This is a genomic window from Dactylosporangium sp. NPDC000521, from assembly GCF_042898305.1.
Classification (GTDB): Bacteria; Actinomycetota; Actinomycetes; order Mycobacteriales; family Micromonosporaceae; genus Dactylosporangium.
In genome coordinates this window covers 121,021-147,799 of the sequence record NZ_JBIAYW010000022.1, presented here as the reverse complement: position 1 = coordinate 147,799, position 26,779 = coordinate 121,021, and the positions used below count along the sequence as shown (strand labels likewise).

The following is a 26,779-nucleotide window of genomic DNA, read 5'->3' as shown; positions in this document are numbered from 1 at the left end:
GCGGCGTCGCTTCGTGCCGCCATCGCCCTGCACACCGGCGACCTCGGCGGCACCGCGACGCAGCCGTGGCTCGAAGCGCCCCGCGAACGATGCCGCCAGCAGGGAATCACCGCCCGGCAACGCCTCGCCGCCCTTGTCGCGATCACCCAACCGGCCGAGGCGGCCGCGCTGCTGGACGCCGCCGCCGACATCGACCCGCACAGCGACGCCCTCGCCCGAGCCGTGGCACGTCGCGTAAGGCGGCGGTGCGAGGGAGTCGAGTGTGTCGGGTTCGAGGCGCAGGGAGGTGCGGCGGCGGGCGCCTTCGGAGAGGGTCTGCACGAGCAGGCCGGCATCCTGCAGAACCTCGACGTGTTGGGCAACGAGGTTCGTCGGCAGGTCCAGATAGCGCCGGTGAGGCGTCACCGAGGGTGAGTTATCTCCTATTGGCGGTAGGAGGCAGCGATCAATCGATGTGACCGCATATAACCTGCATGAGCCCTAGAGCTGACCCATGCCCTGATGCTGTCAACGTATTGAGTAGTCGGTCTGAGCGGTGATGATGTGCGGCTTCTTCCAGCTAGCGGGCCTTGGCAGGGCAGTGCCCCTTGCGTAACGTCATGGGTCGCTTGGTCCGGTTCATGCTCACGGCAGGTGACGCTGGGGCAGGCGCGCTGAGTCGTGCATGCACGAGCCGGGGACTCCCCGCACGTCTGGGGTGGATCCGTGGGCCGACGGCCTGTGGTAGGGCGACCTTCGCGCCCGAATCCGTCAGCTGACCCGGTAGGCGGACGCGTAAGGAGAGTTGTCTGTGCACAGCCGCTACCCCCATCGCCGAGGTCCTCGCAGGGTGCATGCCCGCCCGTCCGAGCACCGAGGGGCGTCAACAGTTCGCTAGTGCCGCCTGCTGTCACGCTGCGGATGGTCACAATCGCGTAGATGCCGGCCGCTCCGGTTGCAGCGGCTAGTGAGACCACGTTCCGGCGCGGCAGGGTGCTGCAAGCCCATGCCCCGTGCGCCACCCGTCCGGCTGCCGAGTGGCGAGCTGGAGCGTGCGCCGCGCACACCACCGCTCGCTGCCCGATGTCTGTTCATCGCATGTCGTCGCACGTCATACACGTATCGATCGCCCTGCTCCGGGCTGTTGGAGACTCATTGTGAACCCTGAATCCGTACAGCCGCAGTCCCACCGCGCCGGGGGTACCCGCCGGCCGCGGATGGCGGTGACCATGTGCGTGCTGCTCGCCGCGGCGGCCGTGGCAGGCATCGTGCTCAGTCAGCTCGGCGATCCTCCGGCTGAGCGCACCGCGGCGGCGGGCGCGCAACCACCGAAGGCCGTCGCGGCCGCGCCGCCGTCCGCGCCGACGACGATGCTCCTCAAGTACCAGTTCCAGCTGCAGCCGAACTACTACTACTGCGGGCCGGCGGCCACCCGGATCGCGCTCACGGCGGCCGGCCACGGCGTCAGTCAGGACGAGGCCGCGGCCATGCTGGGCACCACCACCAGCGGGACGAACTCGGCCTTCGACACCACCCGCGTACTCAACCAGGTGCTCGGACACGGCCGCACGCTATACCAGACCAGAGAGATCCCGGTCTACCCGGCAACGCCCGCGCAGGCCGCGCAGCTCCGGACCGACGTGCTGACCACGGTCGGCGGCGGACGGGCGATCGTGGCGAACATCGCCGGACACGTGACCGACACCGCCGGTGCCGTGCACGCCTACGAAGGCGGTCACTACCTGACGGTCGTCGGATACCGTGACGGCGGCGGCACGGTGAAGATCGCCGACCCGGCCAACCCGAGCGGGGACGGCACCTACTGGCTGAGCACCCCCAAGCTGGCCGACTGGATCTCCTCGCGTGGCTACTCGTATTGATTCCCGGCATCGCCGATCAACTGACGGTGGCAAGCCGGCGTCGTGGTGGCCGGCTGTCGTGGGCTCAGTCCTGGTGTCCAGCGTCCTGTTCGTGGTCACGCTGTGGGTGTCCGGTGGCGGTCTGCACGGCCTCGGCTCGCTGGCCGGCGGCGCTACGTCCATCGGCCGGCTGACCGGACTGGTCTCGGCCGACCTGCTGCTCATCCAGGTGCTGCTGATGGCCAGGGTGCCGGTCCTGGAACGCACCTACGGCCAGGACCGGCTGGCCCGCTGGCACCGGTGGATCGGGTTCACCTCGTTCAACCTGATGCTCGCCCACCTCGTGCTGATCACCGTCGGCTACGCGCGAACCCTCCACCTGTCCCTGGTGCGCCAGGCTTGGGAGCTGGTCGCCGACTACCCGGGGATGCTGCTGGCGGTCGTCGGTACCGCGGCGCTGGTCCTGGTCACCGTCACCTCGATCCGGGCAGCGCGGCGCCGGCTGCGCTACGAGTCGTGGCACCTGCTGCACCTGTACGCCTACCTCGGCGTCGGCCTGGCCCTGCCACACCAGTTGTGGACCGGCGCGGACTTCCTCACCGCGCCGTCGGCCCGGCTGTACTGGTGGAGCGCCTACGGAGCTTGCGCCGGCACGGTGCTCGTCTGCCGGCTCGGGCTGCCCGCCTGGCGCACACTGCGGCACCGTATCGAGGTCGACCACGTCGTGGCCGAGGCGCCCGGGGTGTACTCGATCCATCTGCGCGGGCGGCGCCTGCAGCAGCTGCCGGTCCGTGCCGGACAGTTCTTCCAATGGCGGTTCCTGTCCGGCCCGGGCTGGAGCCGCGCCCATCCGTACTCGCTGTCCGCGCAACCGGGCCGGGACCGGCTGCGCATCACAGTGAAGGCGCACGGCGACGGCGGCCGTGCCGTGGCCGCGCTGCAGCCCGGCACGAGGGCGGTCATCGAGGGCCCGTACGGCCGGCTCACCGCCGAGCGGCGCACCGCCCGTCGTGTCACGATGGTCGCCGCCGGCGTGGGCGTCACCCCGCTGCGAGCGCTGCTGGAAGAGCTGCCGTACGCCGCGGGCGAGGCGACGCTGCTCTACCGCGCCAGGAGCGAACCAGAGGTTCTGTTCCGCGACGAGCTCGACGATCTCGCCGCCACCCGCGGCGTGGACGTGCGGTACCTGGTGGGCGCCCGCGCCGAGGACGGATCGTGGCTGCCGGCCGGATGGTCCAGCGCATCCACCTTGGACGAGCTGGTTCCCGGCGTCCGGTATCACGACGTGTTCGTCTGCGGTCCCGACGCGTGGATGCAGGCGGTGGTCCGCGCCGCCCGGCAGGCGGGCGTGCGCGCCGGCCGCATCCACCTCGAAAACTTCGCCTGGTAGCTCGGCTCGAAGGAGACGTTCCGCGTGCACAGAATCACGCTTTGGCTGGCCGGCACGGCCGCGACGGTCGTCCTGGTGTTCACCTACCGGACCTCGACCATGGGGCCGGTCCGCCCGGCGCCCGCAGCCGCGGCACCAGGCACCGACACACCGGGAACTGCGGCACCACCGGCACCGCAGCACGCCGACGCGACCACGGACCCCGGTACCCCGCCGCAGGGCCCGGACGCCACCGCGGCCCCGCCAGCGCCCAGCCCCGGCACCGTGACCCGGTCCGGCGCCGTCCTCGTCGTCAACGGCCCGGCCGTCGGCACCATCTGGGGACCGGTCCAGGTCCAGGTCCGCATCGACAACGCCACCATCACCGACGTCACCGTCCTGCAAGCCCCCGGCGGATTCTCCCGCGAACTCACGGCGATCGCGGTTCCTCGCCTGCGCGCACAGGCCCTGACGTCGCAGAGCGCCCGCATCGACTCGGTGTCCGGCGCAACCCAGACCAGCGAGAGCTACCGCACGTCGCTGCAGGCCGCCCTTGACACCGCCCAGTTCCGGGCCACCCCGTGATCTCGCACGATGGACACGATGGATAGGAGCAGCGCTTAAGATGCCCCGCGGCGTTGCCTGCAGCCGGTGAGACGTAGTGACCCGTCTGCCCCGTGCCGACACCCGGGCCGCCGGGGTGGGATGCACCGCATGGCCCAGATGTGGACTCGCGAACTAGACGAGGACCGCTGGTGGTGCTCGCGTCCACGACGTACTGGCTCCCGCTCGCTGCCAGGCGCGGCGGCGATTGGCACGCTCAGACCGTCGACCCACACTGCGGCGGCGATGGATCAGGCACGCCGTCGGCGCGTGCCCGGGTGAGTTCCTGTTCCGTGGTGTTGAGCTCGCATAACGCCATCTGGTTCGGGAAGCATGCCGTGGATGTCCGGGCGTGTGGGACAGCGCCGAATCCGGCTGTGGACCGGACGGCAGCTCCGAGGTCACGCCGTCCGGGCGATGACGCCCGCGTTCGGAATGACCGCGTTCTCGGGGAAGCCGGTCGGGGCGAGGCAGCTCACCACACCGAGTCGAGAGAGTTGTGCGCCATGAGGCACTACACCCGAGTCAGCGCCGTGCTGGTGGGCGCCGCCCTCACTGCCGCCGTCACGCTCATCGCTTGCAGTGACACCGCAAGCGGCGGCGGTGGTCCTACGGCACCGAACAAGGGCAGCGTCAGCGTCAGTGTCAACCCGACCTTCAACAACGTCGACGCGATGTTCGCCCAGATAATGATCCCGCACCACGAGCAGGCCGTGGAGATGGCCGCCCTCGCCGAGACGAAAGCGACCGACCCGGACGTCAAACAACTCGCCGCCAAGATCAGTACCGAGCAGAAGGCGGAGATCGCAACGATGAAGGGCTGGCTGGTTGCCTGGGGCCAGCCGACCACGATGCCAAGCTGTCCTGGGATGCATTGCATGCCGAGCGGCATGATGCCAAGTGGAAAAGCGTCAAATGGCATGATGCCCAGCGGGAAGATGCCGAGCGGAATGATGCCCAGCGGGATGCCGACGATGCCGGGCATGATGTCCAGCGCGGATATGGCAAAGCTGAAGGCGGCGACCGGCACAGACTTCGACAAGCTGTTCCTCCAGATGATGATCGCTCACCACCAGGAAGCGGTCATGATGGCCCAGGCGGAGCTGGCCCATGGGACCAACCCGGACGCCAAGGCTCTCGCCGGCCGCATCGTGAAGACGCAGCAGGCCGAGATCGTGGCGATGCAGCAGATGGCCGGCCAACTGCATTCCTGACCAGACTCGGCGTACGGGACGCGGCGCCCCGCCCGGACCGGAGCATCGCGGCGTAGCACCGAACCGGCCACGGGTCGAGATCCTCTCCGACCTGTTGATGATCGCTATGGCCGCGGACCGCCTCGGCAGCCGAGCTGCAGCGCGTAAGACCTCGTCCGGCCCGGACTCGTGACCTAAGGCCCAGATGACGGGACGTTTGCCCATGCCCCCGCCGGATAGCTCCGAGCACGATGGAGGTAAAGCGGCATGAAGGGGCGTCATGAAACGCCAACCCTGGGGTCTGTACGCGATCGCGGCGGCGATCGGAATCGTCGGGGCCGTCGCATTCGGTGTGCCGGCGCACGTCCTGCTGTTCGCGGTGCTCGCGCTGGCCTGTCCGATGATGATGCTGTTGATGATGGGCGGCATGCACGATGGCCGCGGCGGGCAGGGCCAAACCGGTGAACACGGCGGCTCGGCCGTCGAGGACCACGACCAGACGCCCACGGCCAGCCGGCAGTAGTCCGGCCGCTGGACGGAGGAGATCACGATGATGTACTGGGGCAACGGCATGGGCGGCTGGGGCATCGTCCTCATGACCGTGAGCAACCTGCTGTTCTGGGGTCTGGTGATCGCCGGCATCGTGTTGCTCGTTCGCAACGCGGGTCGCGGCGGCCAGGTCGATGCGTCGAGCGGCCACCAATCCACACCGCAGCAGGTGCTGGCCGACCGGTTCGCCCGCGGTGAGATCGACGAGGACGAGTACACCCGTCGGCTGCAGGTCCTGAGCGGCGCCGTTCACACCCACGGGCCCGGAGTCTGACCTGGACAGCGGCGCCGCCTACGGGCTGTGGCCGCTGGCCCTCCTCAACACCGCGGTGTTTGCGGTGTTCGCGGCCAGCTTCTTCCATCCGCGCGCCGGCCAGGACTGGCTGATCGCCGCCGCCTGGAGGGTGCTGCACGAGGCCGGCCGCACCGGCCGGCTGGCCACGACGGGACCGTACGCGCGGGTGCGCCGCCCGCAGTACGACGGGTTCCTGCTGCAGTGGCCGACCATCCCGACGCTGGTCATGTTCCCGATCCTGGTCTTCGTCCACACCCGGCTGGTGCGGGCGGAGGAACGTGAGGTCGCCGACCAATTCGGCGCCGCCTGGCGGGCATACGCGGCGGCCCCTGGCCTCCTGCCCCGGCCGTGGTGCTCTGCAGGGCCGTCGGTGACCACCCAACCGGGCCAGTCCGTGGCGACCATGCCGGAACATCGACCCCGGTGAGTTGCCCGACAGTCGGCCGTCATCAGGCAGCCATGGTGCCGGCCAAGGCCAACGCGGAACCACGCTGGGTAACTTCCGTGGCGGAGCCCGCTCGGTGCCGGCGGATCAGCTGGTCGTGAACCAAGCGCTCGTCCATCGCGCCGAGCACCCGATGGTCGTCACTGCTGTGTAGATCACACGCATACGGCCATCATCGTCAGGAAATCGCGAATACAGGTCATTGACGATACGCAAAGCGCTCACGTTGCTGGTGCGGCGAACACGGCCAGGATGGTGGCGGTGATCGTGCGGGCGGCGTCGTCGGCGTCGAGCCGGCCGGCGGCGCATTCGGCGGCGGCGGTGTGCAGGACGCTGTAGAAGACGGCGACCATCCAGCTGGCGGAGATGTCCTGGCGGAACTCGCCGGCCGCTCGGCCTCGCTCGATGAGCAGGCTCACGCGGTGCATCGGCTGGTCGTGGTGGGCGCGGATGCGTTCCTCCGGCATCTCGGACTGGGCGGCGAGCAACACGCTGTGGAACTGGTGCACCAGTTGCCAGGCGGAGGCGATCAGGTCGCTCAGTGCGGCGGCCGGCGGCCCGTCGACGTCCACCTTGTCCAGGACCTGGTTGCTGTGCTCCAGCAGCCTTGCGAGGAGTGCGTCGACCAGGTCGGCGCGGGTCCGGAAGTGCCCGTAGAGCGTCATCCTGCCGACGCCGGCCGCCGCCGCGATGTCGGCGATGCTCGCACTCGGGTCGGCGCTCAGGCGCGTCAGGGCGGCGTCGAGGATCGCGTCGACGTTGCGTTGCGCGTCCGCCCGTCGCGGCCGGTTCGGTGTCGTAGATGCCACAGGCAACCCCCTATCTCGTACAAGCATATACGAGTTAGTCTCGCTCGTAACTCGTACAGCTAGGTACGACTTAATCGAGGAGCTGACCTTGACCTCCCATGGCCTGCACCCCGTCCACGCGGCGGCCCCACCGGCCCGGCGGTGGCTCGCGCTGGGGCTGCTCGGCGCCGCCCAGTTCATGCTCATCCTGGACATCACCGTCGTGAACGTCGCGCTGCCGGACATCGGCGCCGACCTCGGCCTGACCCGCACCTCCGTGACGTGGGTCGTCACGACGTACACCCTGCTGTTCGGCGGGCTCATGCTCCTGGGTGGCCGCCTCGCCGACCTGTTTGGCGCTCACCGGGTGCTGTACGCCGGGCTCGCCACGTTCACGGTCGCGTCACTGCTGGCCGGGCTCGCCGACGAGGGCACACTGCTGATCGCCGGCCGTGCCGCGCAAGGCGTCGGCGCCGCGCTGATGTCGCCGGCCGCCCTGTCGATCGTGACCACCACGTTCACCGGCACGGAACGGCACAAGGCGCTCGGCGTGTGGGGCATGCTCGGCGGCACCGGCTCCGCCATCGGCGTCCTGCTCGGCGGCGCGCTGACCGCCGGACCCGGCTGGCGGTGGATCTTCTTCATCAACCTGCCGGTCGGCGCGTCGGTACTGATCCTGCTGCCGTACGCGCTGCGCGGCTTCCGGTTCATCCGGAGCGACGAACGCCCCGACCTGCCGGGCGCGCTGCTCATCACCGCGGCGACCGGCGCGTTCATCTACGGTCTCACCAACGCCGGCGACGACGGCTGGACCGGCGGCCGCACCCTGCTGCCGATCGGCGCCGCTGTGCTGCTGTACGCGGGCTTCTGGTTCTGGCAGCGAACGGCCCGGCAGCCACTGGTCGACCTGCGCCTGCTCATGCGCGGCGCGATGCCGGCCGGCGCACTGCTCATGCTGGTCGCGACCGCCCTGCTCGTCGGCGGGTTCTTCATCGGCTCCTTCTGGCTGCAACACATCCGCGGCTACAGCGCGCTGTCGACCGGCCTGGCGTTCCTGCCGATCGCGGTGGCCACCATCGCCGGCGCACACACCGCCGGCCGGGCGATCGACCATGCCGGGGGCCGCCTCGTCGGCGTCGCGGGGCTGCTGCTCGCCGCGGCGGGCTTCGCCGTCGCTGCCTGGTGGACGAGCACCCTGGGTCTGATCACCGGCGTCAGCCTCGCCGCGGCGGGGCTCGGCGCCACGTTCGTCACGGCGACCACCACCGCGCTCGCCCACGTCGACCCGCACCGGGCCGGCGTCGCCTCAGGAGTGCTCAACACCTTCCATGAGCTCGGCGCGGCGGTCGGCGTCGCCGCCACGTCCAGCATCGCGGCGGGTAGCCTCGTCGCGACCGGCGCGACCACCGCCGGGTTCACCCACGGGCTGACGGCCGGTGCGATCGTCGCGGTGGTCGCGGCCGCGGCCGCGGCGGTCCTGGTGCCGGCGGGCAAGCCTCCGGCGGGTTCGGTCCGGCACGTCCACTGACCGCCTGTGACGACGCCCGTTGTGCTGCTCGTTTATCGCTGGCGGCGCCTTCATCGAACCTTCATGGTTCTCCCGCCGGACTCTTCGGCTCCGGTAGCGACCTTGGACCGGGGCCGAGATCCGCCGTCGTCCGGCACGCGGACTCGGCACCGCCTGCAGGAGCTGCGTCGGCCGAGACGCTGGCGACCCGGGCATGACTGCGGCGTGCGCGTCGGCGGACGGGGTTACTCGCACGGTGGAGGTCGCCAACGAGGGCGAGTACAGCCTGTCGGTCATCGACGCGTCCCAGCCCGTCGGGTGCGTCCGCCGGGCATGGGGAGCACGGAGGGCACAGTTGGTCGCGCTCATCGGCACCTGCGCTTCGCCGCCTTGGAAGTTGGCCGGATCACCGTCCAAGGGCGGTACGAATGGCTGCTTGCGCTTCGTCGGCAGGTCTACGATCCTGCGTAGGAGATTTGGCGGGAGGTGCGGACGGTTGGGTGGCAGTGTGCCCGGCGGGTCGCCGTCCACGCAGACGTGGCGATCAGTTGTCCGCGTCCTGCTGGTGGGGTTGGTGATCGGGCTGCTGGTGCAGTCCGCGTTGGCACGCCACTGCTGCACCGACGACCGTCAGATCGCCGATGCCATCACCGTGTCCGTGTCAGTGTCCGGATGGGACGTCGACGACGTTGCCGATGAGCGCGCTGATCCCGAGCCATGTCCGCACCTGTCGCCGGGTGGCGACGGCTGCGCGGCTGGCGCTCTGGGGGACATGTGTGAGCCGCCGACGGACGGGCCGTTCGGCTGCGTGCTGATCGCGTTCTCCACGCTGTTTCTGCTGCCGGATCAGGCCTCGCAACGGCGATGCCTGAACGCCGCGGCCGCCCGCCTCGCTCCCGGGGGCGCGCTGGTTGTCGAGGGTTTCGTGCCGGACCCGGACCGCTGGAATCAAGGTCATTCACTGCAGGTGGAGCATTGGCTGCCCGACAGCGTCGTGCTGACGGCCGGTCGGCTCGATCCGGTCAACCAGAGCATCGAGACGCTCCGCATCACGCACACCGCCCAGGGCACCACGGTGATCCCGAACCGGTTGCGGTACGTGCTTCCCGCGGAGCTCGACCTACTCGCCGAGCATGCCGGGCTACAGTTCGCCGGCCACTACGCCGACCTCACCGGCAGTCCGCTGCCCGACCGGCCGTCCACCGCCGTTTCGGTGTACACGGCGCCGTGAGCGGTGTCCCGCCGTTGGTGGCTCAGTGCCGTGGGCGCCCTTCACCTGGTTCAACATCCCACAACTGACGAACTGAGGATGCCGCCGGCGGTCCTTGCCGCCGCATCGAGGTCCGGGTGTTCCGGGACGATCTAACCGAACAGGGAAGACCGGTCAGCCGCGGCGATCAACAGGGGAAGCACGGGCAGCAATGCGCCCAACGCCACCACACCGCGGACCAGAGGCGACGGCAACGGCATTGGTGGCTGCAGCAGTCGGTCGAGGCGTTCGACCGTGTCGCCGCCGTCGGCGCCCAGCACCACCTGCTCCCCGGCGGGCCGTGTCCCAGCCTCTGCCATCGCGACAAGTGCCCGGGCCAGCGTCAGTGGTGGATTCGACCGGGCCGCCACCTCATCGGCGCGCAGCTCGACCAGCCGATGGACCTGAGTGAGCGCCATGGAAAAGAGCTGGACACGAGGAAACGCTCTGTGCAGCAGGCGGACGGTCCGCAACAGCAGGTAATGACGGCCTGAGGCGTGAGCTCGTTCATGGGCCATCACCGCCTGCAGCTCCTCCTTGCTGAGTGCGTCGACGGCGCCGGAGGTGACCACGACGTCTGCGGCCCCGGGCACGAGGTAGGCGGCCGGACGGTCGTCCGGCACCATCGTTGCGTCGATCACCGGCAGTCTGGTGCCCGTCATGCGCAACATGGTCCGTAGCAGACGTCGCTGCCGTCGCTCGGCGACGGTGACGCGCCATCCGCCGATCAACAGCCGTGCCCCGATCAACGTCAGCAGCGTCGCGCCGAGCATCGCGACGGCTTGGGCCGGCCGACCGTGTGCGCCCTGCAGCGCATCCAGGCACAGTTGCCACGCCTGGCACATGACGGAGTGGGTGTCGTCCCAGTGCAGCATCGACGTCGCACCGACCAGTGCCGCCGAGATCAGCACCGTGGCGCACACCATCTGCCACAGGAAGATCGCGAGGCCGGGAGCGCGCAGCACCCAACCGGCCCTGGCCAGCCGCGGGCCGGCGATGACCACCAGCCCGGCTGCGTACACGGTCAGCAGCAGCGCAGTCACTGTCCCAGCATCTTCCGCTCATAGCTCGTCAGCGCCGATCGCAGCGCTATCGCCTCGTCCAGGGTCATCTGGCCGACGAAGTTCACCAGCGCCTGCGCGCGGTCCCGGCTGTCGGTCAGCGCCTCGCGCATCAGCCGCGCCGTGTACTCCTCGCGGCTGACCAGCGGACGGTACGCGTGTGCCCGGCCCTGCGGCTCCCGATCGAGGTAGCCCTTGCGGTACAGCTTCTCCATCACCGTCAGCACGGTGGTGTACGCAAGATCCCGCTGGCGGACGAGATCCGTCAGGACCTCTCGGACAGTCGCCGGCGCACCCCGGTCCCACAGCTGCTGCATCACCGCAGACTCCAGTTCGCCGAACCCGCGCACCACACCTCCTGCATCCCGAGTGCCCGAAGCACGATGCTACGGCCATGGCCACGATCGTTGGGGTGCGACCTCCGATGGTCAGCAGGAGTAGGTCGTGGTCGGCACCCTGCCGAGTTCACGCTGACGAGCGCATGTCACCGACAGCTTGCTCGAGTGGACGCTGTGCAGGAGGGCCGCGAAACGACTGCCGTCCGCGCCGGGGAAGACGCCCGGTCCGCCGTCGAAGCTCCGATGTGGTGTTGGTGAACCGGCGGGCGCTGCAGTGGCCAGTGCCCTGATCGCGTGGTGTGCCAGCAGCAATCCCCACATCTGCTGCTCGACCAGGGCGGGAAGCTGCGAGCGGAGCACCTCTTCGCCACAGAGGCAGGTTCGCACGGTGTCCAGGGCGGACGTCGTGCGCGTCCACCGCTGATGCGCGTCGATCAGGTCGGAGGCGGGCATCTGGCTTGGATCGAGCACGGTGGTGAGAAGCCTGACCGATACCCGGCGGCCATGTGTCGTGGTGCTGTACGTCAGTACACGCACCAGGCGGGCTTGTTCGACGGGTAGCTGCCAATCTGCCTCGGCCTGGAGGGCAAGCTGCGCGTGACGTTCGGCTGCGACGCCGCGCGGCTGCAACAGCGCCAGTCGGGAACCGTCCGGCAGTCGGTGCAGCAGTGAGATGCGCGGTGTTCTGCCGATCTGCCAGGCGAGGTCGGCTCCGGTGGCGGAGAGCCCGGTGAACGCTGCGTAGGAGAACAGCTTCGGGCCGGCGAACACCAGCATGCCCGCATGGAGCCTGTCAGCGAGCGTGGCCGCGCTCGTTCGTTCGGCGATCCGGCAGCTCTTGATCGTGGCCCCGACGACCGCGTGGCTGCCGACCTCGGTGAGGGCCGCCACGCGCATCTGCGGATTCAGTGAAGCGTTCGGCCCGGACGTGACCTTCCCGAATCGGCGGAAGTTCGCTGGGGTGGCGGCCACCTGGAACAGCGCAGTCTCGATCGTCATCAGGCGCCGCGTCGCCAGCCAGGCGCCGGTGGCAGCGGGGGCCTGTGGCAGCGGTGCTTGCGGTGGCGGGTTCACGATCGACGCACGTGCTGTCAGGCGCGTTCGGCGCGCAGGACGTAGTCCTTGCCGTCGATCACTTCGTAGTACACACGGACCCGGTCGGGGCGCCCCACCAGTGCCGCGAGGGTCGCCACGTCGACGTTGGGGCGGTCCTTCGGTCTGATGAGGAATACCAGGGGAGGTGGGCCGCCGTAGACGTCGAGGACGAGTTCTGTAGGGCTGACACGGTTCACGGTGCCGACCAGATTCCGCCCCGTCGGCACGGCCTCCGCGGTCGTCGGACTGGCTGGCGGCAGGGTGGGGACTTCGGGGGCGGTGCAGCCGGCGACGAACAGCACCAGCAGTGTCGCCCAGCGCGCCGGCTGCAGGTCGATCATCGCCGTGTGCCCAGCGCGACGTCTCCTACTGTTCATAGGAGCAGGAGTGTAGGGCCTCCCATGGTGTGTGCCCATCGGTGGTGCCGGTCGTTTGAGCGGACGAATGCGTGACGCGATTGCTGCCGCGCTGTGCGGTCAGGGCATGCCGTTGTCCGACGCATCGTCGGAGCGGTCGTCTGGGTGGGGCGGCGTTGGCGCCATGGGTTGCGCCGTGTAAGCGAGACGCTCGGTCTCGGTGATGGTTCATTGCGTTTACGTAACCCTGTGTAACTGCCCTGCGCCTCAGTGAAGGACTCCGGCCAGCGGCTTGCTTGCACGCTACGACCTCCCTACCGTTGGGCGCGGTCTACCTTGGCCGTTGGTCTCTCCCCCCGGAGGCCCTGAGGCAGGCTCCGCCATGCTGTCCGGCGTCTAGCCTGAGCAGGTCCTGGTCGGCTTGGCTCGCCGGATTTCATCTGGCCGGTGGTCGAATGAAGGGCGTCGCTTCGGTGGGCCGTACCGATCGCAGGTTCCGGGTCGTAGGCAGACTATTGATCATCGTAGCTGCTGCACTGATCGGGCTGGTGCCGTCCGTCTCCGCTCATGCGGAGCCGTCGCTGCCCGAGGTCGAGAAGCAGCTCGACGAGGCGTGGGAGAAGCTCGAGCCGGTCATCGAGCAGTACAACGACCTGCACAGCCAACTCCTGGCGAACCAGGCGAAGGCCAAGACGCTCACCGATACACTCACGCCCTTGCAGCGGCAGGTGGACGCCGCTATGCAGGAGGTCGGGGTGATGGCGGCGCGGCAGTACAAGTACGGCAACGCGTCGGTGCTCAGCGTGCTGTTGTCGACCGACTCTCCGCAGACGTTCGCCGAGCAACTGGCGACGTTGAACCGTCTCGCGAAGAACAGCGCCGACCAGATCTCCTCCGTCGCGCAACTGCGTGACGGGTACGCCGCCGACAAGGAGAAGATCGACGCCCTCGTCGCGCAGCAGCAGGCACAGGAGACCGAGCTCGCCGCCCGCAAGAAGTCGATCCAGGCGGAGGTCGACCGGTTGCAGGCGCTGCGCCGGCAGCTCGGCGTGACGGACGTGCCCAAGAGTTCGCTGTACATCGGCCAATGCCCGGCCGTGTACGTCGGCGGGGCGGCGGGCACCGCGGTCAAGACCGCCTGCGCGCAGATCGGCAAACCGTACGTGTTCGGCACCGTCGGCCCCAGCACGTTCGACTGCTCCGGGCTCACCCAGTACGCCTGGAAGGCCGCGGGCGTGTCGCTGACGCACTACACGGGTGCGCAGTGGAAGCAGGGCAGCGCCGTCAGCAAGGCCGACCTGCGCCCCGGCGACCTGGTCTTCTTCTACAGCGACCTGCATCACGTCGGCATGTACGTCGGCAACAATCTGATGGTGCACGCATCCCGCGCGGGAGTGCCGGTCCGGATGGCCCGCATCGACACCATGCCGTACATGGGTGCCCGCCGCCCCGGCTGACGGGGAACACTGTGACGCTGGACTGCGAACGAATTCGCGAAGGCGATCTCGGCCCGACTCGACGGCGAGGACGAGCCGATCAGCCCGGCGCGGGTCGACGCGCACCTGGCGCGGTGCGCGCCGTGCCGGCAGTGGCAGCGGGACGCGGCCGCAGTGACCCGTCTGGCCCGGTTGCGGCCGGTGCCGGCGGGCATGCCGTCCACCGAGACGCTGCTGGCCGGGTTCCGGCCCCGGCGTGGCCGGCTCGCCGTCGTGCTGCGGATCATCCTCTGCGCCGTCGGTGCCGGCCAGGTGGCGCTCGGCGTCATGCAGATCGCCAGTGCGCATACCGGCGGCGCCGCGCATCTGGTGCATGAGCTCGCCGCGTGGAATGTGGCGGTCGGTTGCGGCTTCCTCTGGATCGCCGTCCCGGGTCGGCGGCGCGACGCCGATGGCCGTCGGGCCAGGTCGGTCGGTGCGCTGCCGATGCTGACGGCGTTCATGGCGGTTCTCGCCGCGGGGGAGACGTACGACCTGGTGACCGGCACGGTTGGTGTCGCGGGTCTGCTCAGCCATGGTGCCGCGTTCGCCGGTTACCTGATTGTCGTGGGGCTCGCGCGCCTGCACCGGACCGCCCCGCTGCCGGTCCCGCAGCCGGTGTGACAGCGGGGCGCCGTCCGGCAGCTGGCATGCCGGACGGCGCCTGGAGTGCTCGGGTCGGCTCACCGCTCGGGGGTGAGCTGGACCCGCCGTAGGAGTTGTGCGTTGAGCGCGACGACGATCGTCGACGCGGACATCAGCACGGCCCCGACGGCCGGGCTGAGGGTGATCCCGGCCCAGGCGAGGACGCCGGCGGCGAGGGGGATCGCGACGATGTTGTACCCGGCGGCCCAGGCCAGGTTCTGGATCATCTTGCGGTAGCTGGCCTTGGACAGCCGGATGACGCCGGTGACACCACGCGGGTCGGAGGAGGCCAGGACGACACCGGCGGATTCGATGGCGACGTCGGTGCCGGCGCCGATGGCGATGCCGACGTCGGCGCGGGCCAGGGCCGGGGCGTCGTTCACGCCGTCGCCGACCATCGCCACCCGCAGCCCGCGCCGCTGCAGTTCGGCGACGGTGCGGTCCTTGTCGGCCGGGAGGACCTCGGCGAACACCTCGTCGACGCCCGGCCGCAGCCCGAGGTCGGCGGCGACGGCGTCGGCGACCTGCCGGGCGTCACCGGTGATCATGACGATCTTGCCGACGCCCAGCCGCCGCAGCTGCGTGATGGCCTCCTTCGCCTCGGGCCGGACCTCGTCCTCGAGGGCGAGCGCGCCGACGGCGTGCGCGGTGTCGTCGTCGAGGCGGACGAGGTGCAGCACGGCGGCGCCCCGCCCGGCCCACGCCGCGGCCGCGGCGGCGATCTCGTCGGGCAGGCTGACGTGCAGCTCCCGCAGCAGGGCTGGGCCGCCGACGGCGTAGCGGATCCCGTCGACGGTTGCCTGCACGCCACGCCCGGTCAGCGACTGGAATCCCTCGGCGCGCAGGTCCGTCGCACCGTCTCGCCCGGCGGCGGTGACGATGGCCCGCGCGAGGGGGTGTTCGCTGTCGGCCTCGACGGCGGCGGCGGTGTGCAGCACCTGCCGGTCGGTGAGCCCGGCTGTCGCGGCGACGCCGGTGACGGTGTGCGCGCCCTTGGTCAGGGTGCCGGTCTTGTCGAACAGCACCGCGTCGACGGTGCGCATCCGCTCCAGCGCGAGGCGGTCCTTGACCAGGATTCCGGCGCGGGCGGCGACGGCGGTGGACAGGGAGATCACCAGTGGGATGGCCAGGCCGAGCGCGTGGGGGCAGGCGATGACCAGCACCGTGACGGTCCGCACCACGGACCCGTTCAGGTCGCCGAACGCCCACCAGGCGGCGAAGGTGAGCAGCCCGGCGCCGGCGGCGATGTAGAACAGCCAGGCGGCGAACCGGTCGGCGAGGACCTGCGCCCGGCCGCGGGACTGCTGGGCCTGCCCGACGAGCCGCTGGATGCCGGCGAGGGCGGTGTCGTCGCCGACGGCGTCGACCTGGACGCGCAGGGCGGAGTCGATGGCGACTGTGCCGGCAACGACGCGGTCGCCGACGGTCCGGGGGACCGGCCGGGACTCGCCGGTCACCATCGACTCGTCGAGCTCGGCGCGGCCGTCGACGATGCGGCCGTCGGCGGGCACCCGGCCGCCGGAGCGGACCAGGACCGTGTCGCCGACGCTCAGGTCGCTGACTCGCACCGGTTGCGGCCGGCCGTCGGCGTCGAGGCGTTCGGCGTCGTCGGGCAGCAGTGCGGCGAGCGCAGCGAGGGCGCCGCTGGCCTGGCCGATGGCCTTCATCTCCTGCCAGTGCCCGAGCAGCATGATGGTGACCAGCGCGGCCAGCTCCCACCAGAACTCCAGGTCGAACCAGCCGACGCTGGTCGCCAAGGACGCGGTGTAGGCGACGGTGATCGCCATCGAGATCAACAGCATCATGCCGGGTGCGCGATCGCGGACCTCGGCCACCGCGCCGGCGAGGAACGGCCAGCCGCCGTACAGGAACACCACCGTGCCGAGCACCGGCCCGACGAGGGCCATGCCGGGGAAGTCGAGGTCGTAGCCGAGCCAGCCCATCACCATGTGGCTGGTCGCGACGATTGGGACTGTCAGCGCGAGGCTGAGCCAGAACTTGCGCCGGAAGACCTCCGGGTCGTGCCCGGCGTGCTTGTCATGCCCGCCGTGCTGGTCGCTGTGCGGGTGACCCCGGGCTTGGTGGTGGTCGTGCCCGGTGTGGTGACCGTGCGCGTGGTTGTCGATTTCGTCGTGGCCGGGGGTAGCGGTGTGCTGGGGATGCGTCATGGCCGGCTCCTTCCGTCCGATCGAACATACCCCCGGGGGGTATGGATGGCAAACGATGGTGTTCTGCGGCACGGTCTACGATGTCGCGTAGGAGGTGGTCCGGGAGTGGTGCGAATCCACCGCATGCAGCCTGCCGGTGCACGGTCGCGCGTCTGGCTTCTGGCCGCGGTGCTGCTCGTGCTCGGTGTGGCGTGGATGCACACCCTCGCCGCCGCTCCGCTCCCACCGGCCGTGCACGCGGGCGCGGCGATGCCCGTCGAGGCGATGCCGCCGTGCACCTCGGACGGGCACCACGATCCCTGTCCGGGCTCGCCGCACGGCGGCGGTCACGCCACGGCCATGTGCCAGTCCGCCCTGCCGCCGGCCATCGGCGCTCCTACGCCGACCGTCGTGGCGTCACACGCGGCGCCGCCCGTTTCGACGGTCCTGCCGTTGACCGTCACCGTCGCGGCCGACGCGGCCGGCGGCAGTGGCTGCGGCCCGCCGTCGCGCAGCGTGCTGTCGGTCTGGCTGACGTAGGTCGGCTCCTGAGTCGAATGATGCCGCTGGCTCTGCCCGCGGCGACGTCCTGACGCGTCCGCGTCACCGTTTCGAATCTCCAGGAGCTCGATTCACCATGCGCACGATCAACCTTCGCCGGGTCGCGGTGGCCACCGGCGCGCTCAGCCTCGCCCTGCTCGCCGGTGGTTGCGGCGACAGCGGGATGGACCACGGCAACATGGGCAACGGCAGTCGCACGTCCGCCGCGGCGCCGAAATCCGGTGCCACCTTCAACGCCACCGATGTCAAGTTCGCCAACGACATGATCCCGCACCACCGCCAGGCCCTCGACATGGCCAAGACCGCCCAGTCCAAGGCAGCCACACCCGAGGTCAAGGCCCTCGCCGACAAGATCGCCAAGGCGCAGGAGCCGGAGATCGCCACCATGTCCGGCTGGCTGACCGCCTGGGGCGAGCCGGTCCCCAGCCCCGGCGCCATGCACCACGACATGGGCGGCATGGCTGAGATGCCCGGCATGATGACCGACCAGGAGATGCAGGACCTCGCCAAGGCCACCGGCAAGGACTTCGACACGATGTTCCTGCAGATGATGATCAAGCACCATCAGGGTGCGGTCGAGATGGCCAAGACGGAACAGGCCCAGGGTCAGGACCCGGCGGCCAAGCAGCTTGCCGCCAAGATCGCCGCGGACCAGACCGCGGAGATCACCGAGATGCAGGGGATGCTGGCCAAGCTGTAGGCGTTCCGCGTCACCCCGCGGGTGCGGCACCGGTGCGCAGCGGTACCGCACCCGCGGGGTTCGCCAAGCGGCGGTCTGCGACAGGCCGGCGCCATCTTCGACGTACCCGGGGCATGCGTCCCGGGTGGAGTGCCGCGCCCGGCGCGGCAGAACCGGATGCCGTGGTGAACCTTCTCGCTGTCCTGCTCACCGGCCTGTTCGCCGGTGGCCTGTCCTGCGCCGCCGTCCAAGGCGGCCTGCTCACCGGCCTGCTCAGCAGGCAACGTGCCGCCATACCCGCAGGCGCGCCCGTCACCGGCGGGCCGCCCGCCGGCCGGCAGGTGTCCCGTCAGTCGCCTGGTGGCGGCTGGCGCAGGCTCGGCGACGACGCCGCGCCCGTGGCGGCGTTCCTGGCCGGCAAGCTCCTGTCGCACACACTGCTCGGCTTGCTGCTCGGCGCCGCCGGTGCCGCGCTGACGCTGTCGCTGCACGTTCGGGCCGTCGCGCAGCTCGCCGCCGGTGTCCTGGTCGTGGTGTTCGGGCTCGCGCAACTCGGCGTTCGCGGCTTCCGCGGCCTCGTCATCGAGCCGCCAGCCTCCTGGAGGCGACTCGTGCGCGGCCGGGCCCGCTCCCGTACCGCGCTCGCCCCGGCGATCCTCGGCTTCACCACCGTGCTCATCCCGTGCGGGGTGACCCTGTCGGTGATGGCCCTCGCCGTCGCATCCGGCTCCGCGGTGGCCGGCGCCGCGACGATGGCGGTGTTCGTCGCCGGCACCAGCCCACTGTTCGCCGCCCTCGGTCTGCTCACCACCGCCGCCACCCGAGCGCGCGGGGCCTGGCAACGCCGCCTCGCCATCACGACGGGCGTGCTGCTGGTCGGATTCGGTGCCTACACCTTCAACGGTGGCCTTGAGCTGACCGGCTCACCGCTGTCGGCCAGCCGGATCGCCGACGCCGCCGGCCTCGGCCCACCGGCCGTACCCATCGCCGACCCAGCCGGACAGGGCGCACAGGCCAGCGCGGATACCGGGCCGGTCAGCATCACCGACGGGCGGCAAACCGTCGTCATCACCGCCCGCACCGGCGCCTACACACCGGCCAACGTGCAGATCCAAGCGGGTCTGCCGACGACCTTCGTCGTACGCTCCAGCCGCGCCCAGGGCTGCGTGCGCTCCTTCGTCATCCCGGCCCTCAAGCGCCAGTGGACCCTGCCGGTCAACGGCGACACCCGCATCGAACTCGGCACCGTCAAACCGGGCACGCTGCACTACAGCTGCGGCATGGGCATGTACACCGGAAAGCTCACTATCACCGAGCGCCCCGCATGAGCACCACGCACACCTTCACCGTCACCGGCATGCACTGCGCCAGCTGCGGGCTCCGCATCGACGACGCCATCGAGGATCTGCCCGGCGTACGGCGCAGCACCACCAGCGCCCGCACCGGGCGCACCGTCGTCGAACACGACGGCCTGGACCCGCAGGACCTTGCTGCCGCCATCACCGCCGCCGGCTACGGCGCCGAACTGGTCTGCTGAGTGCGCCCCGAACCGGCCGTCACCTGACGGTGTCATGCTGCCGGTTCGGGGCGCAGTGCGGCGATCGTGACCGTGACGAGGCGCTCGACCGCCGCCTCTGACGACAGGTCCGCTGCGGCGCCGAGCGCGTGCCGGCAGAACTGCGCCAGTTCTGCGGCGTCCACGTCGGTTCGAGCGGCGCCGGCCGCGGCGCTGTCAGCGATCAGATCGCGGATCAGTGCGTGCAGGTGCTGCTCGGCGTCGGCCATGTGCGGGCCGCGGTGCAACCCGGCGGCGAGGTCGGTGCCGTGGTGGCGGTGGCCGATCAGCGCGTACGTGCGCAGCACCGCGGCCAGCTTCTCCAGGGGTTCCCCGGCCTCGTCGCGAGCGGCGGCGAGCTGCTGGACGTGCCCGGTGACCTGCCGCTCGTGCCAGGCGAGCAGCACCGCCTGCACGTCGGGGAAGTACTTGTACAGCGTGGCCCTGCCGATCCCGGCGGCGGCGGCGAGCTGCGACATCGTCACCCCGGTCAGCCCGTGCTCGTGCACGAGTGCCGCCGCGGCGTCCAGGACCGCGTCGCGGACGGCGTGGCGGTGTTCGGTGATCGTGTCGTTCCACAGCTTCGGCACCTCCCCACTGTACGTCTCGCCACTCTCGTGACACTATGAGGCGGTCATAGACAACTTGTATTTAAAAATGGCCCGGGGGAGAGATGACGAACGAACACGGCGCGGCGCGGATGCCGCGGTGGGTGAAGGTCGCCAGCGTCGTCGCGATCCTGCTGGTGGTGCTGCTGCTCATCGCGCTGCTCACCGGTCACGGCCCGGGACGACACATGGGCGGGCACGGCGCATCAGCACCCGCGGCCGTCGACGGCGCCGCCGGGTGGCTGCGGTGAGGATGTCGCCGCCGCTGCGCAAGGCGATGCTCACCGTCCATGTCGCCGCGTCGGTCGGGTGGCTCGGCGCGGTCGCGGCGTCCCTCGCCCTGGCCGCCGCCGCGCTGACCTCGCGCGACGTGCAGGTGGTCCGCGCCGCCTACCTGGCGATGGACGTGCTGGGCCGCACGGTGCTCGTGCCGATCAGCGTGGCGTCGTTGCTGACCGGGCTGGCACAGTCCCTCGGCACCGTGTGGGGGCTTGTGCGGCACTACTGGGTGCTGTTCAAGCTCGCGATCAACGTGGTCGCCACCGGCGTGCTGCTGCTCTACACCCAGACCCTCGGGCTGCTCGCCGACCGTGCCGGCGACCCCGCAGTGTCCCTGGCGCAGCTTCGTAGTCCGTCACCGCTCGTCCACGCGGGAGCCGGTCTGGTGCTGCTCATCGTCGCGACGGTGCTGTCGGTGTACAAGCCGCGCGGCATCACCGGCTTCGGCCTGCGCCGCGCCGCAGCGGCTTCATAGCAAGGGCCTTCAGCCGCGGCGCAACAGGCGGCCGACGGCGGCCATCATCTCGGTCGCCATCTCCTCGCCCTTGCCCTCCTCGGCGCCGTGCTGCATGCAGTGCCGCGCGTGGTCGTCGAGCAGGCCGAGTGCGACCTTGTCCAGGGCGGCCTGGATCGCGCCGATCTGGGTCAGGACGTCGATGCAGTAACGGTCCTCGTCGACCATCTTCTCGATCCCGCGCACCTGCCCCTCGATGCGTTTGAGGCGGCCCTGGAGCTGATCCTTGGTGGCGGTGTAACCCCGCGTCGGTGTCGTCATGCCTCCTAGTGTATGTACCCCCTAGGGGTATGGTCCAGGCGGTGGAGTGGCGCCGCTCACATCGTTCAGTGCGCCCGGCGTCGGTGATCCGGGTCGCGGTGCTGGTCACCGCGCACTGCGGGCCCGGACCGGACGGCCCCCACCGTGTGGTCGTACCGCAGGCCGGGTTGACGTTGATACCCCCAGGGGGTAACCATGCATCTCACACAGATACCCCCGGGGGGTACGAAGGAGTGATGGAGATGGCAAGCGCATCCCGGCGATGGTGGGCCCTCGGGCTCATCGCCCTGGCCCAGTTCATGGTCATCATGGACACCTCGATCATCGGTGTCGCCCTGCCCCGCATGCGGGACGACCTCGGCTTCACCCCGGGCAACCTGTCCTGGGTCTTCAACGCCTACGTCGTCGCGTTCGGTGGCCTGCTGCTGCTCGGCGGCCGCCTGTCGGACCTGCTCGGCGCCCGGCGCGTGTTCGCCGCAGGCTGGGCGATCCTCCTCGCAGGGTCACTCGCCGCCGGGCTCGCCGACGGCGTCGCGGTCGAACTGGCTGCCCGTGCCGTGCAGGGCGCCGGCGCCGCGCTCATCGCCCCGTCGGCGCTGACCCTGCTGATGATGCTGTTCGGCGCCGAACCGAAGGAGCTCACCAAGGCCCTGGCGCTGTACGGCGCGGCCGCACCGGCTGGCGGCACGGCCGGAGTGTTCCTCGGCGGAGTCATCACCGAGTACGTCAGCTGGCCGTGGGTGTTCTACATCAACGTCCCGATCGCCGTCCTCGTCCTCGCCGTCACCCCGGCGGTCATGCCGGCCGGCGGCGCCCGCCGCGGCTCCCTCGACCTGCTCGGCGCGCTCACCGTCACCGTCGGCCTGGCCACCGCGGTGTACGCGATCGTCCGTGCCCCCGAGGTCGGCTGGTCCTCCGCGCAGACCTGGCTCGTGCTCGGCGTCGCCGTGCTCGCACTCGCCGCGTTCGTGGCGATCCAGGCCACCCGCCGCGAGCCGCTGGTTCGGCTGTCGATCTTCCGGGCGCCGAACCTCGCCGCGGCCAACATCGCACAGCTCCTGCTCGGCGCGGCGTGGATCCCGATGTGGTTCTACCTCAACCTGTACCTGCAGCAGGTCCTCGGCTACAGCGCCTTCCCCAGCGGCGCCGCGCTGCTGCCGATGACCGTCCTCATCATGCTCGGCATGATCCTCCTCGCCCCGCGGGCGATCGGCCGGTTCGGTCCCAAGGCGACCCTCGTCGCCGGCCTGACCGTGCTCGCCGCGGGCCTCGGCTGGCTGGCGTTCGTCCGTCCGACCGGCAGCTTCGTCGCCGACGTGCTGCCCGCCTCGCTCGTCGCGGCGCTGGGCATGTCCCTCGCCTTCATCCCGTCGCTGGGCACCGCGATCGGCGCGGCCCGGCCCGAGGAAGGCGGACTGGCGGCTGGCATCGTCAACACCAGCTACCAGGTCGGCTCCGCGCTCGGCCTGGCCGCGATGACCGCCGTTGCCGCCGCGGCGGGCGCCGACCAGCTCGGCAACCTGCCCGCCCTCACCGACGGCTACTCCGCCGCGTTCACCGGCGCTGCCGTGATCGCCCTGGCCGGCGCGGTCATCGCCGCGATCACCCTGCGCCCGGCGCCCTCCGTGCCGGCTGCTACTGCCGAGCCCGAGCCGCAGTCCGCCGCCCAGGTGTGAGCAGCCTCAAGACTTGCCCGGTCAATACCCCTAGGGGGTAGAGGTACCATGGAAGAAGACCACCAACTTTCGAAGGAGCCCGCCATGACGACGACCACCTACACCGTGACCGGGATGACCTGCGGCCACTGCGTCAACTCCGTCAGCAGCGAGGTCAGCAAGCTCAGCAGCGTCAGCGACGTCCAGGTCGACCTGGCCACCGGCGCCGTCACCGTCACCAGCGACCAGCCCCTCGACGACGCCGCCGTGCGCGCCGCCGTCGACGAGGCCGGATACGAAGTAGCGAGGTAGTCATGCGCACACCGCTCAAGCTCGGCGCCTACGCGCTCGGCCTGGCGGCCGTGTTCACCGCCGCGTTCGGGATCGGCCACGTCGCCGGTCCCGTCGCGGCCCCGGCCGCCCACACCAGCACCGACCACGACCCTGCCGCCGACCCCGCCCACCAGCCGGCCGGCGGCCACGACCAGCACCAGGCCAGGACCACGGCGGCGCTGCCCGCAGGGCTGCAGGTCACCCAGGACGGCTACCGCCTCGAGCCGCTCAGCACCACCCTGAGCACGACCGGGCCCGCCCCGTTCCGGTTCCGGATCACCGGCCCCGGCGGCGGACCCGTCACCGCCTACACCACGAGCCACGACAAGGATCTGCACCTCATCGTCGTGCGCCGCGACCTTGCCGGGTTCCAGCACGTGCACCCGCAGCGCGACGCCGACGGCACCTGGAGCATCCCGCTCACCGTCGGCGCTCCCGGCCAGTACCGGGTCTTCGCCGACTTCCAACCGGCCGGGCACCCGCGCGGCCTCACCCTCGGCGTCGACGTCCCCGCCCCCGGCGACTACCAGCCCCGGGCACTGCCGGCACCACTGCGCACCACCACCGTCGACGGCTACACCGTCACCGTCGACGGCGACCTGATCCCCGGCACCTCGTCGAAGCTGACCCTCACCGTCAGCCGCGACGGCACACCGGTCACCGACCTGCAGCCGTACCTCGGCGCGTACGGCCACCTCGTCGCGCTGCGCGACGGTGACCTCGCCTACCTGCACGTCCATCCCGACGGCGCGCCGGGCGACGGCCACACCCGGCCCGGGCCGCAGATCACGTTCTACGCCGAGGTCCCCACCGCTGGTGCCTACCGGCTGTACCTGGACTTCCAGCACAACGGCACCGTCCGTACCGCCGAATTCACCGCCGTCGCCGGCACCCTGACGGCCGCAGCACCGACGGCCACCACGACCGCGCCGAGCCCGGCACCGACCGCGACCGGGCACGGCGAACCCGGCCACACGCACAGCTGAGGAACCGACCATGGCAACCGGCACCAGGCCGCTGATCGCGGCACCCCAGCAGTTCGAACTGGCCATCGGCGGCATGACCTGCGCCTCCTGCGCCGCGCGGATCGAGAAGAAGCTCAACCGCCTCGACGGCGTCACCGCCACCGTCAACTACGCCACCGAGAAGGCCGCCGTCACCGTCACCGGCGACGTCACCGCCGCCGACCTCATCAGCACCGTCGAACAGACCGGCTACACCGCCGCCCTGCCCGCACCACCGCAAGCGACCGGCAACGAGCCGGCCGGCGAACCCGCCGACGAGCTGCGGCCGCTGCGGACCCGGCTGTGGGTTTCGCTGGTACTGACCGTGCCGGTGATCCTGCTCGCCATGGTCCCGGCGTGGCAGTTCGACTTCTGGCAGTGGGCGTCGCTGACCCTCGCCGCACCGGTCGTCGTCTACGGCGGGCTGCCGTTCCACAAGGCCGCCTGGACCAACCTGCGGCACGGCGCCGCGACCATGGACACGCTCGTCTCGCTGGGCACCCTGGCGGCGTTCGGCTGGTCGGTGTGGGCGCTGTTCCTCGGTACCGCCGGCATGCCCGGCATGACGCACCCGTTCGAGCTCACGATCGAACGTACCGACGGCGCCGGCAACATCTACCTCGAGGCCGCCGCCGGTGTCACCCTGTTCATCCTGGCCGGCCGCTACTTCGAGGCCCGCGCCAAGCGCCGTGCGGGCGCCGCTCTGCGCGCCCTGCTCGAACTCGGCGCCAAGGACGTCGCCATCCTGCGCGCCGGCACCGAACACCGCATCCCGGTCGAGCAGCTGGCGGTGGGGGACCGGTTCGTCGTGCGGCCGGGCGAGAAGATCGCCACCGACGGCGTCGTCGAGGAAGGCACCTCCGCCGTCGACGAGGCCATGCTCACCGGCGAGTCCGTCCCGGTCGAGGTCGAGCCCGGCAGCACGGTCACCGGCGCCACCGTCAACGCCGGCGGACGCCTCGTCGTGCGCGCCACCCGGATCGGCGCCGACACCCAGCTCGCTCAGATGGCGAAGCTCGTCGAACAGGCCCAGACCGGCAAGGCCGCCGTCCAGCGCCTCGCCGACCGCATCTCCGGCGTGTTCGTCCCGATTGTCATCGCGCTCGCCGTCGGCACCCTCGGCTACTGGATCGGCACCGGCTCCGGCCTCACCGCCGCGTTCACCGCTGCCGTCGCCGTGCTCATCATCGCCTGCCCCTGCGCCCTCGGCCTCGCCACGCCGACCGCGCTGCTGGTCGGCACCGGCCGCGGCGCCCAGCTCGGCATCCTCATCAAGGGCCCGGAGGCCCTCGAGTCCACCAAGCGCGTCGACACCGTCGTGCTCGACAAGACCGGCACCGTGACGACCGGCCGGATGACCCTCCTATCCACGGTCACCGCGCCCGGCACCGACGCCGATGAGGTGCTGCGGCTCGCCGGCGCGCTCGAAGCCGGCTCGGAGCACCCGATCGCCCAGGCGGTCACCCGCGCCGCCACCGACCGGCTCGGCGCCCTGCCGGCCGTGACCGGCTTCGGCAACGCCGAAGGGCTCGGCGTGCGCGGCACGCTCGACGGGCACACCGTCGTCGTCGGCCGGGCCAGGCTCCTGCTCGACGACGGCCTGACCATTCCCGACGCGCTCCGCGACGCCCAGGCCGCCGCCGAGCACGCCGGGCAGACCGCGATCCTCGCCGGTTGGGACGGCCAGGCCCGAGGCGTGCTGACCGTCGCCGACGCGGTCAAGCCGACCAGCCGCCAGGCGATCACCGAACTGCGCCGGCTCGGCCTCACCCCGATCCTGCTCACCGGCGACAACGCCACCGTCGCCCGCACCATCGCCGAACAGGTCGGCATCACCGAGGTCGTCGCCGACGTCCTGCCCGCAGGCAAGGTCGACGTCGTCAAGCGACTGCAGGCCGCTGGGAAGGTCGTCGCTATGGTCGGCGACGGGGTCAACGACGGCGCCGCGCTCGCCCAGGCCGACCTCGGCCTCGCCATGGGCACCGGCACCGACGTCGCCATCGAGGCGTCCGACCTCACCCTCGTCCGCGGCGACCTCCTCGCCGCCGTCGACGCGATCCGGTTGTCCCGGCGGACGCTGCGCACCATCAAGAGCAACCTGTTCTGGGCGTTCGCCTACAACGTCGCCGCCCTGCCCCTCGCCGCCGCCGGCCTGCTCAACCCGATGCTCGCCGGCGCAGCCATGGCCCTGTCCTCGGTGTTCGTCGTGTCCAACAGCCTGCGGCTGCGCGGATTCCGGTCCCAGCACGCCAGCACCGGATGACGCATCGCGTCGCCACGGCTGCCGGGCGGACGAGTCGTAGCACTCGACCGTCCGGCCCGCGACCGCCTTATGTTCGGAGCGTGGTGCGTGGTGTGCTGCGCGCCAGCGGATGGT

The 26,779-nt window shown here is 70.9% G+C and carries 29 protein-coding genes, 2 pseudogenes and 1 riboswitch; of the genes and pseudogenes, 22 read left to right on the top strand and 9 right to left on the bottom strand.

All coding sequences use genetic code 11. The features are described 5' to 3' along the window. Positions 1 to 405: pseudogene (locus tag ACFY3L_RS44445) on the bottom strand (hypothetical protein); the annotation flags it as partial. A gap of 236 nt (positions 406 to 641) precedes the next feature. Continuing rightward, positions 642 to 784, top strand: a riboswitch (cyclic di-AMP (ydaO/yuaA leader). Positions 785 to 1,196: 412 nt separating this feature from the next. On the opposite strand from ACFY3L_RS44445, the gene ACFY3L_RS44440 reads away from it, so the two are divergent. The 7 genes from ACFY3L_RS44440 to ACFY3L_RS44410 all read left to right on the top strand — a co-directional run bounded on the left by ACFY3L_RS44440 (position 1,197) and on the right by ACFY3L_RS44410 (position 6,274). Further along, positions 1,197 to 1,859 (top strand): C39 family peptidase, encoded by a 663-nt coding sequence (locus tag ACFY3L_RS44440; RefSeq protein WP_389339151.1) that lies wholly within the window; start codon positions 1,197 to 1,199, stop codon positions 1,857 to 1,859. A gap of 58 nt (positions 1,860 to 1,917) precedes the next feature. Continuing rightward, positions 1,918 to 3,228, top strand: a complete 1,311-nt coding sequence (locus ACFY3L_RS44435) for a ferric reductase-like transmembrane domain-containing protein (protein WP_389339149.1) — start codon at positions 1,918 to 1,920, stop codon at positions 3,226 to 3,228. 24 nt (positions 3,229 to 3,252) lie between these two features. After that, positions 3,253 to 3,792 carry an FMN-binding protein gene (locus tag ACFY3L_RS44430; protein WP_389339147.1) on the top strand — a complete coding sequence of 180 codons (540 nt, stop codon included), beginning with the start codon at positions 3,253 to 3,255 and terminating at the stop codon, positions 3,790 to 3,792. 524 nt (positions 3,793 to 4,316) lie between these two features. Then, complete coding sequence (locus tag ACFY3L_RS44425; RefSeq protein ID WP_389339145.1) at positions 4,317 to 5,024, top strand: DUF305 domain-containing protein; 708 nt, start codon at positions 4,317 to 4,319, stop codon at positions 5,022 to 5,024. Positions 5,025 to 5,283: 259 nt separating this feature from the next. Beyond that, positions 5,284 to 5,526: a hypothetical protein gene (locus tag ACFY3L_RS44420; RefSeq protein ID WP_389339143.1), complete on the top strand. Its 243-nt coding sequence runs from the start codon at positions 5,284 to 5,286 to the stop codon at positions 5,524 to 5,526. 27 nt (positions 5,527 to 5,553) lie between these two features. Next, positions 5,554 to 5,826 carry an SHOCT domain-containing protein gene (locus tag ACFY3L_RS44415; protein ID WP_389339141.1) on the top strand — a complete coding sequence of 91 codons (273 nt, stop codon included), beginning with the start codon at positions 5,554 to 5,556 and terminating at the stop codon, positions 5,824 to 5,826. A 55-nt stretch (positions 5,827 to 5,881) separates the two neighbouring features. Next, the gene (locus tag ACFY3L_RS44410; RefSeq protein WP_389339139.1) at positions 5,882 to 6,274 is read left to right on the top strand and encodes a methyltransferase family protein; all 393 of its coding nucleotides are present in this window, start codon (positions 5,882 to 5,884) and stop codon (positions 6,272 to 6,274) included. Between the two features lie 239 nt (positions 6,275 to 6,513). Here ACFY3L_RS44410 and ACFY3L_RS44405 read toward each other — a convergent pair whose 3' ends face one another. Then, positions 6,514 to 7,101: a TetR/AcrR family transcriptional regulator gene (locus tag ACFY3L_RS44405; protein ID WP_389339137.1), complete on the bottom strand. Its 588-nt coding sequence runs from the start codon at positions 7,099 to 7,101 to the stop codon at positions 6,514 to 6,516. An 88-nt stretch (positions 7,102 to 7,189) separates the two neighbouring features. Here ACFY3L_RS44405 and ACFY3L_RS44400 point away from each other — a divergent pair, with 88 nt between their 5' ends. Further along, on the top strand, positions 7,190 to 8,608 hold the full coding sequence (locus ACFY3L_RS44400) for an MFS transporter (protein ID WP_389339135.1): 1,419 nt from the start codon (positions 7,190 to 7,192) through the stop codon (positions 8,606 to 8,608). 553 nt (positions 8,609 to 9,161) lie between these two features. Continuing rightward, positions 9,162 to 9,818: a hypothetical protein gene (locus ACFY3L_RS44395; RefSeq protein ID WP_389339133.1), complete on the top strand. Its 657-nt coding sequence runs from the start codon at positions 9,162 to 9,164 to the stop codon at positions 9,816 to 9,818. A 131-nt stretch (positions 9,819 to 9,949) separates the two neighbouring features. On the opposite strand, the gene ACFY3L_RS44390 is transcribed toward ACFY3L_RS44395, so the two are convergent. The 4 genes from ACFY3L_RS44390 to ACFY3L_RS44375 form a co-directional block, all read right to left on the bottom strand. Further along, on the bottom strand, positions 9,950 to 10,879 hold the full coding sequence (locus tag ACFY3L_RS44390) for a M56 family metallopeptidase (protein WP_389339131.1): 930 nt from the start codon (positions 10,877 to 10,879) through the stop codon (positions 9,950 to 9,952). Then, complete coding sequence (locus ACFY3L_RS44385) at positions 10,876 to 11,247, bottom strand: BlaI/MecI/CopY family transcriptional regulator (RefSeq protein WP_389339129.1); 372 nt, start codon at positions 11,245 to 11,247, stop codon at positions 10,876 to 10,878. Before ACFY3L_RS44385 ends, ACFY3L_RS44390 begins: the two co-directional genes overlap by 4 nt. Positions 11,248 to 11,325: 78 nt before the next feature. Beyond that, a complete protein-coding gene (locus ACFY3L_RS44380) occupies positions 11,326 to 12,234 on the bottom strand; it encodes a hypothetical protein (protein WP_389339127.1) in 909 nt (302 codons plus the stop codon). Between the two features lie 92 nt (positions 12,235 to 12,326). Further along, on the bottom strand, positions 12,327 to 12,671 hold the full coding sequence (locus ACFY3L_RS44375) for a hypothetical protein (RefSeq protein ID WP_389339125.1): 345 nt from the start codon (positions 12,669 to 12,671) through the stop codon (positions 12,327 to 12,329). Between the two features lie 530 nt (positions 12,672 to 13,201). On the opposite strand from ACFY3L_RS44375, the gene ACFY3L_RS44370 reads away from it, so the two are divergent. The 3 genes and pseudogenes from ACFY3L_RS44370 (at position 13,202) to ACFY3L_RS44360 (ending at position 14,785) form a co-directional block, all read left to right on the top strand. Then, on the top strand, positions 13,202 to 14,143 hold the full coding sequence (locus ACFY3L_RS44370) for an NlpC/P60 family protein (protein ID WP_389339123.1): 942 nt from the start codon (positions 13,202 to 13,204) through the stop codon (positions 14,141 to 14,143). 42 nt (positions 14,144 to 14,185) lie between these two features. Continuing rightward, a pseudogene (locus ACFY3L_RS44365) lies at positions 14,186 to 14,260 on the top strand (zf-HC2 domain-containing protein); the annotation flags it as partial. A 135-nt stretch (positions 14,261 to 14,395) separates the two neighbouring features. After that, positions 14,396 to 14,785: a hypothetical protein gene (locus ACFY3L_RS44360; RefSeq protein ID WP_389339122.1), complete on the top strand. Its 390-nt coding sequence runs from the start codon at positions 14,396 to 14,398 to the stop codon at positions 14,783 to 14,785. Between the two features lie 59 nt (positions 14,786 to 14,844). Here the strand turns inward: ACFY3L_RS44360 and ACFY3L_RS44355 are convergent, their stop codons facing one another. Then, positions 14,845 to 16,974: a copper-translocating P-type ATPase gene (locus ACFY3L_RS44355; RefSeq protein ID WP_389339120.1), complete on the bottom strand. Its 2,130-nt coding sequence runs from the start codon at positions 16,972 to 16,974 to the stop codon at positions 14,845 to 14,847. A gap of 123 nt (positions 16,975 to 17,097) precedes the next feature. On the opposite strand from ACFY3L_RS44355, the gene ACFY3L_RS44350 reads away from it, so the two are divergent. From ACFY3L_RS44350 to ACFY3L_RS44335, 4 genes are all read left to right on the top strand, one after another. Further along, on the top strand, positions 17,098 to 17,493 hold the full coding sequence (locus ACFY3L_RS44350) for a hypothetical protein (RefSeq protein WP_389339118.1): 396 nt from the start codon (positions 17,098 to 17,100) through the stop codon (positions 17,491 to 17,493). A 97-nt stretch (positions 17,494 to 17,590) separates the two neighbouring features. Beyond that, positions 17,591 to 18,214 (top strand): DUF305 domain-containing protein, encoded by a 624-nt coding sequence (locus ACFY3L_RS44345; protein WP_389339116.1) that lies wholly within the window; start codon positions 17,591 to 17,593, stop codon positions 18,212 to 18,214. 164 nt (positions 18,215 to 18,378) lie between these two features. Then, the gene (locus ACFY3L_RS44340; RefSeq protein ID WP_389339114.1) at positions 18,379 to 19,521 is read left to right on the top strand and encodes a sulfite exporter TauE/SafE family protein; all 1,143 of its coding nucleotides are present in this window, start codon (positions 18,379 to 18,381) and stop codon (positions 19,519 to 19,521) included. Next, positions 19,518 to 19,730: a heavy-metal-associated domain-containing protein gene (locus ACFY3L_RS44335; protein ID WP_389339112.1), complete on the top strand. Its 213-nt coding sequence runs from the start codon at positions 19,518 to 19,520 to the stop codon at positions 19,728 to 19,730. Before ACFY3L_RS44340 ends, ACFY3L_RS44335 begins: the two co-directional genes overlap by 4 nt. A gap of 32 nt (positions 19,731 to 19,762) precedes the next feature. Here ACFY3L_RS44335 and ACFY3L_RS44330 read toward each other — a convergent pair whose 3' ends face one another. Beyond that, positions 19,763 to 20,338: a TetR/AcrR family transcriptional regulator gene (locus ACFY3L_RS44330; RefSeq protein WP_389339110.1), complete on the bottom strand. Its 576-nt coding sequence runs from the start codon at positions 20,336 to 20,338 to the stop codon at positions 19,763 to 19,765. Between the two features lie 83 nt (positions 20,339 to 20,421). Between ACFY3L_RS44330 and ACFY3L_RS44325 the strand changes: the two genes are divergently transcribed. Next, positions 20,422 to 20,607 (top strand): hypothetical protein, encoded by a 186-nt coding sequence (locus tag ACFY3L_RS44325; RefSeq protein WP_389339108.1) that lies wholly within the window; start codon positions 20,422 to 20,424, stop codon positions 20,605 to 20,607. Then, the gene (locus ACFY3L_RS44320) at positions 20,604 to 21,110 is read left to right on the top strand and encodes a DUF2269 domain-containing protein (RefSeq protein ID WP_389339106.1); all 507 of its coding nucleotides are present in this window, start codon (positions 20,604 to 20,606) and stop codon (positions 21,108 to 21,110) included. The genes ACFY3L_RS44325 and ACFY3L_RS44320 overlap by 4 nt, the downstream gene beginning before the upstream one ends. Positions 21,111 to 21,119: 9 nt before the next feature. Here the strand turns inward: ACFY3L_RS44320 and ACFY3L_RS44315 are convergent, their stop codons facing one another. Further along, entirely contained in the window at positions 21,120 to 21,410 is a 291-nt protein-coding gene (locus tag ACFY3L_RS44315; protein ID WP_389339104.1) for a metal-sensitive transcriptional regulator, read from the bottom strand. Between the two features lie 242 nt (positions 21,411 to 21,652). Between ACFY3L_RS44315 and ACFY3L_RS44310 the strand changes: the two genes are divergently transcribed. The 4 genes from ACFY3L_RS44310 (at position 21,653) to ACFY3L_RS44295 (ending at position 26,665) form a co-directional block, all read left to right on the top strand. Beyond that, the gene (locus ACFY3L_RS44310) at positions 21,653 to 23,086 is read left to right on the top strand and encodes an MFS transporter (RefSeq protein ID WP_389339102.1); all 1,434 of its coding nucleotides are present in this window, start codon (positions 21,653 to 21,655) and stop codon (positions 23,084 to 23,086) included. Positions 23,087 to 23,170: 84 nt separating this feature from the next. Beyond that, a complete protein-coding gene (locus ACFY3L_RS44305) occupies positions 23,171 to 23,377 on the top strand; it encodes a heavy-metal-associated domain-containing protein (protein ID WP_389339100.1) in 207 nt (68 codons plus the stop codon). Between the two features lie 2 nt (positions 23,378 to 23,379). Next, positions 23,380 to 24,384, top strand: a complete 1,005-nt coding sequence (locus tag ACFY3L_RS44300; RefSeq protein ID WP_389339098.1) for a hypothetical protein — start codon at positions 23,380 to 23,382, stop codon at positions 24,382 to 24,384. Positions 24,385 to 24,394: 10 nt separating this feature from the next. Further along, complete coding sequence (locus ACFY3L_RS44295) at positions 24,395 to 26,665, top strand: heavy metal translocating P-type ATPase (RefSeq protein ID WP_389339096.1); 2,271 nt, start codon at positions 24,395 to 24,397, stop codon at positions 26,663 to 26,665. The last annotated feature ends 114 nt before the right edge of the window (positions 26,666 to 26,779 follow it).

Coding starts and splice junctions, on each gene's coding strand:
- ACFY3L_RS44440 (WP_389339151.1), top strand. CDS start 1,197: ATGGCGGTGACCATGTGCGTGCTGCTCGCCGCGGCGGCCGTGGCAGGC.
- ACFY3L_RS44425 (WP_389339145.1), top strand. CDS start 4,317: ATGAGGCACTACACCCGAGTCAGCGCCGTGCTGGTGGGCGCCGCCCTC.
- ACFY3L_RS44420 (WP_389339143.1), top strand. CDS start 5,284: ATGAAACGCCAACCCTGGGGTCTGTACGCGATCGCGGCGGCGATCGGA.
- ACFY3L_RS44415 (WP_389339141.1), top strand. CDS start 5,554: ATGATGTACTGGGGCAACGGCATGGGCGGCTGGGGCATCGTCCTCATG.
- ACFY3L_RS44380 (WP_389339127.1), bottom strand. CDS start 12,234: ATGACGATCGAGACTGCGCTGTTCCAGGTGGCCGCCACCCCAGCGAAC.
- ACFY3L_RS44375 (WP_389339125.1), bottom strand. CDS start 12,671: ATGATCGACCTGCAGCCGGCGCGCTGGGCGACACTGCTGGTGCTGTTC.
- ACFY3L_RS44355 (WP_389339120.1), bottom strand. CDS start 16,974: ATGACGCATCCCCAGCACACCGCTACCCCCGGCCACGACGAAATCGAC.
- ACFY3L_RS44350 (WP_389339118.1), top strand. CDS start 17,098: ATGCAGCCTGCCGGTGCACGGTCGCGCGTCTGGCTTCTGGCCGCGGTG.
- ACFY3L_RS44345 (WP_389339116.1), top strand. CDS start 17,591: ATGCGCACGATCAACCTTCGCCGGGTCGCGGTGGCCACCGGCGCGCTC.
- ACFY3L_RS44335 (WP_389339112.1), top strand. CDS start 19,518: ATGAGCACCACGCACACCTTCACCGTCACCGGCATGCACTGCGCCAGC.
- ACFY3L_RS44325 (WP_389339108.1), top strand. CDS start 20,422: ATGACGAACGAACACGGCGCGGCGCGGATGCCGCGGTGGGTGAAGGTC.
- ACFY3L_RS44315 (WP_389339104.1), bottom strand. CDS start 21,410: ATGACGACACCGACGCGGGGTTACACCGCCACCAAGGATCAGCTCCAG.
- ACFY3L_RS44310 (WP_389339102.1), top strand. CDS start 21,653: ATGGCAAGCGCATCCCGGCGATGGTGGGCCCTCGGGCTCATCGCCCTG.
- ACFY3L_RS44305 (WP_389339100.1), top strand. CDS start 23,171: ATGACGACGACCACCTACACCGTGACCGGGATGACCTGCGGCCACTGC.
- ACFY3L_RS44300 (WP_389339098.1), top strand. CDS start 23,380: ATGCGCACACCGCTCAAGCTCGGCGCCTACGCGCTCGGCCTGGCGGCC.
- ACFY3L_RS44295 (WP_389339096.1), top strand. CDS start 24,395: ATGGCAACCGGCACCAGGCCGCTGATCGCGGCACCCCAGCAGTTCGAA.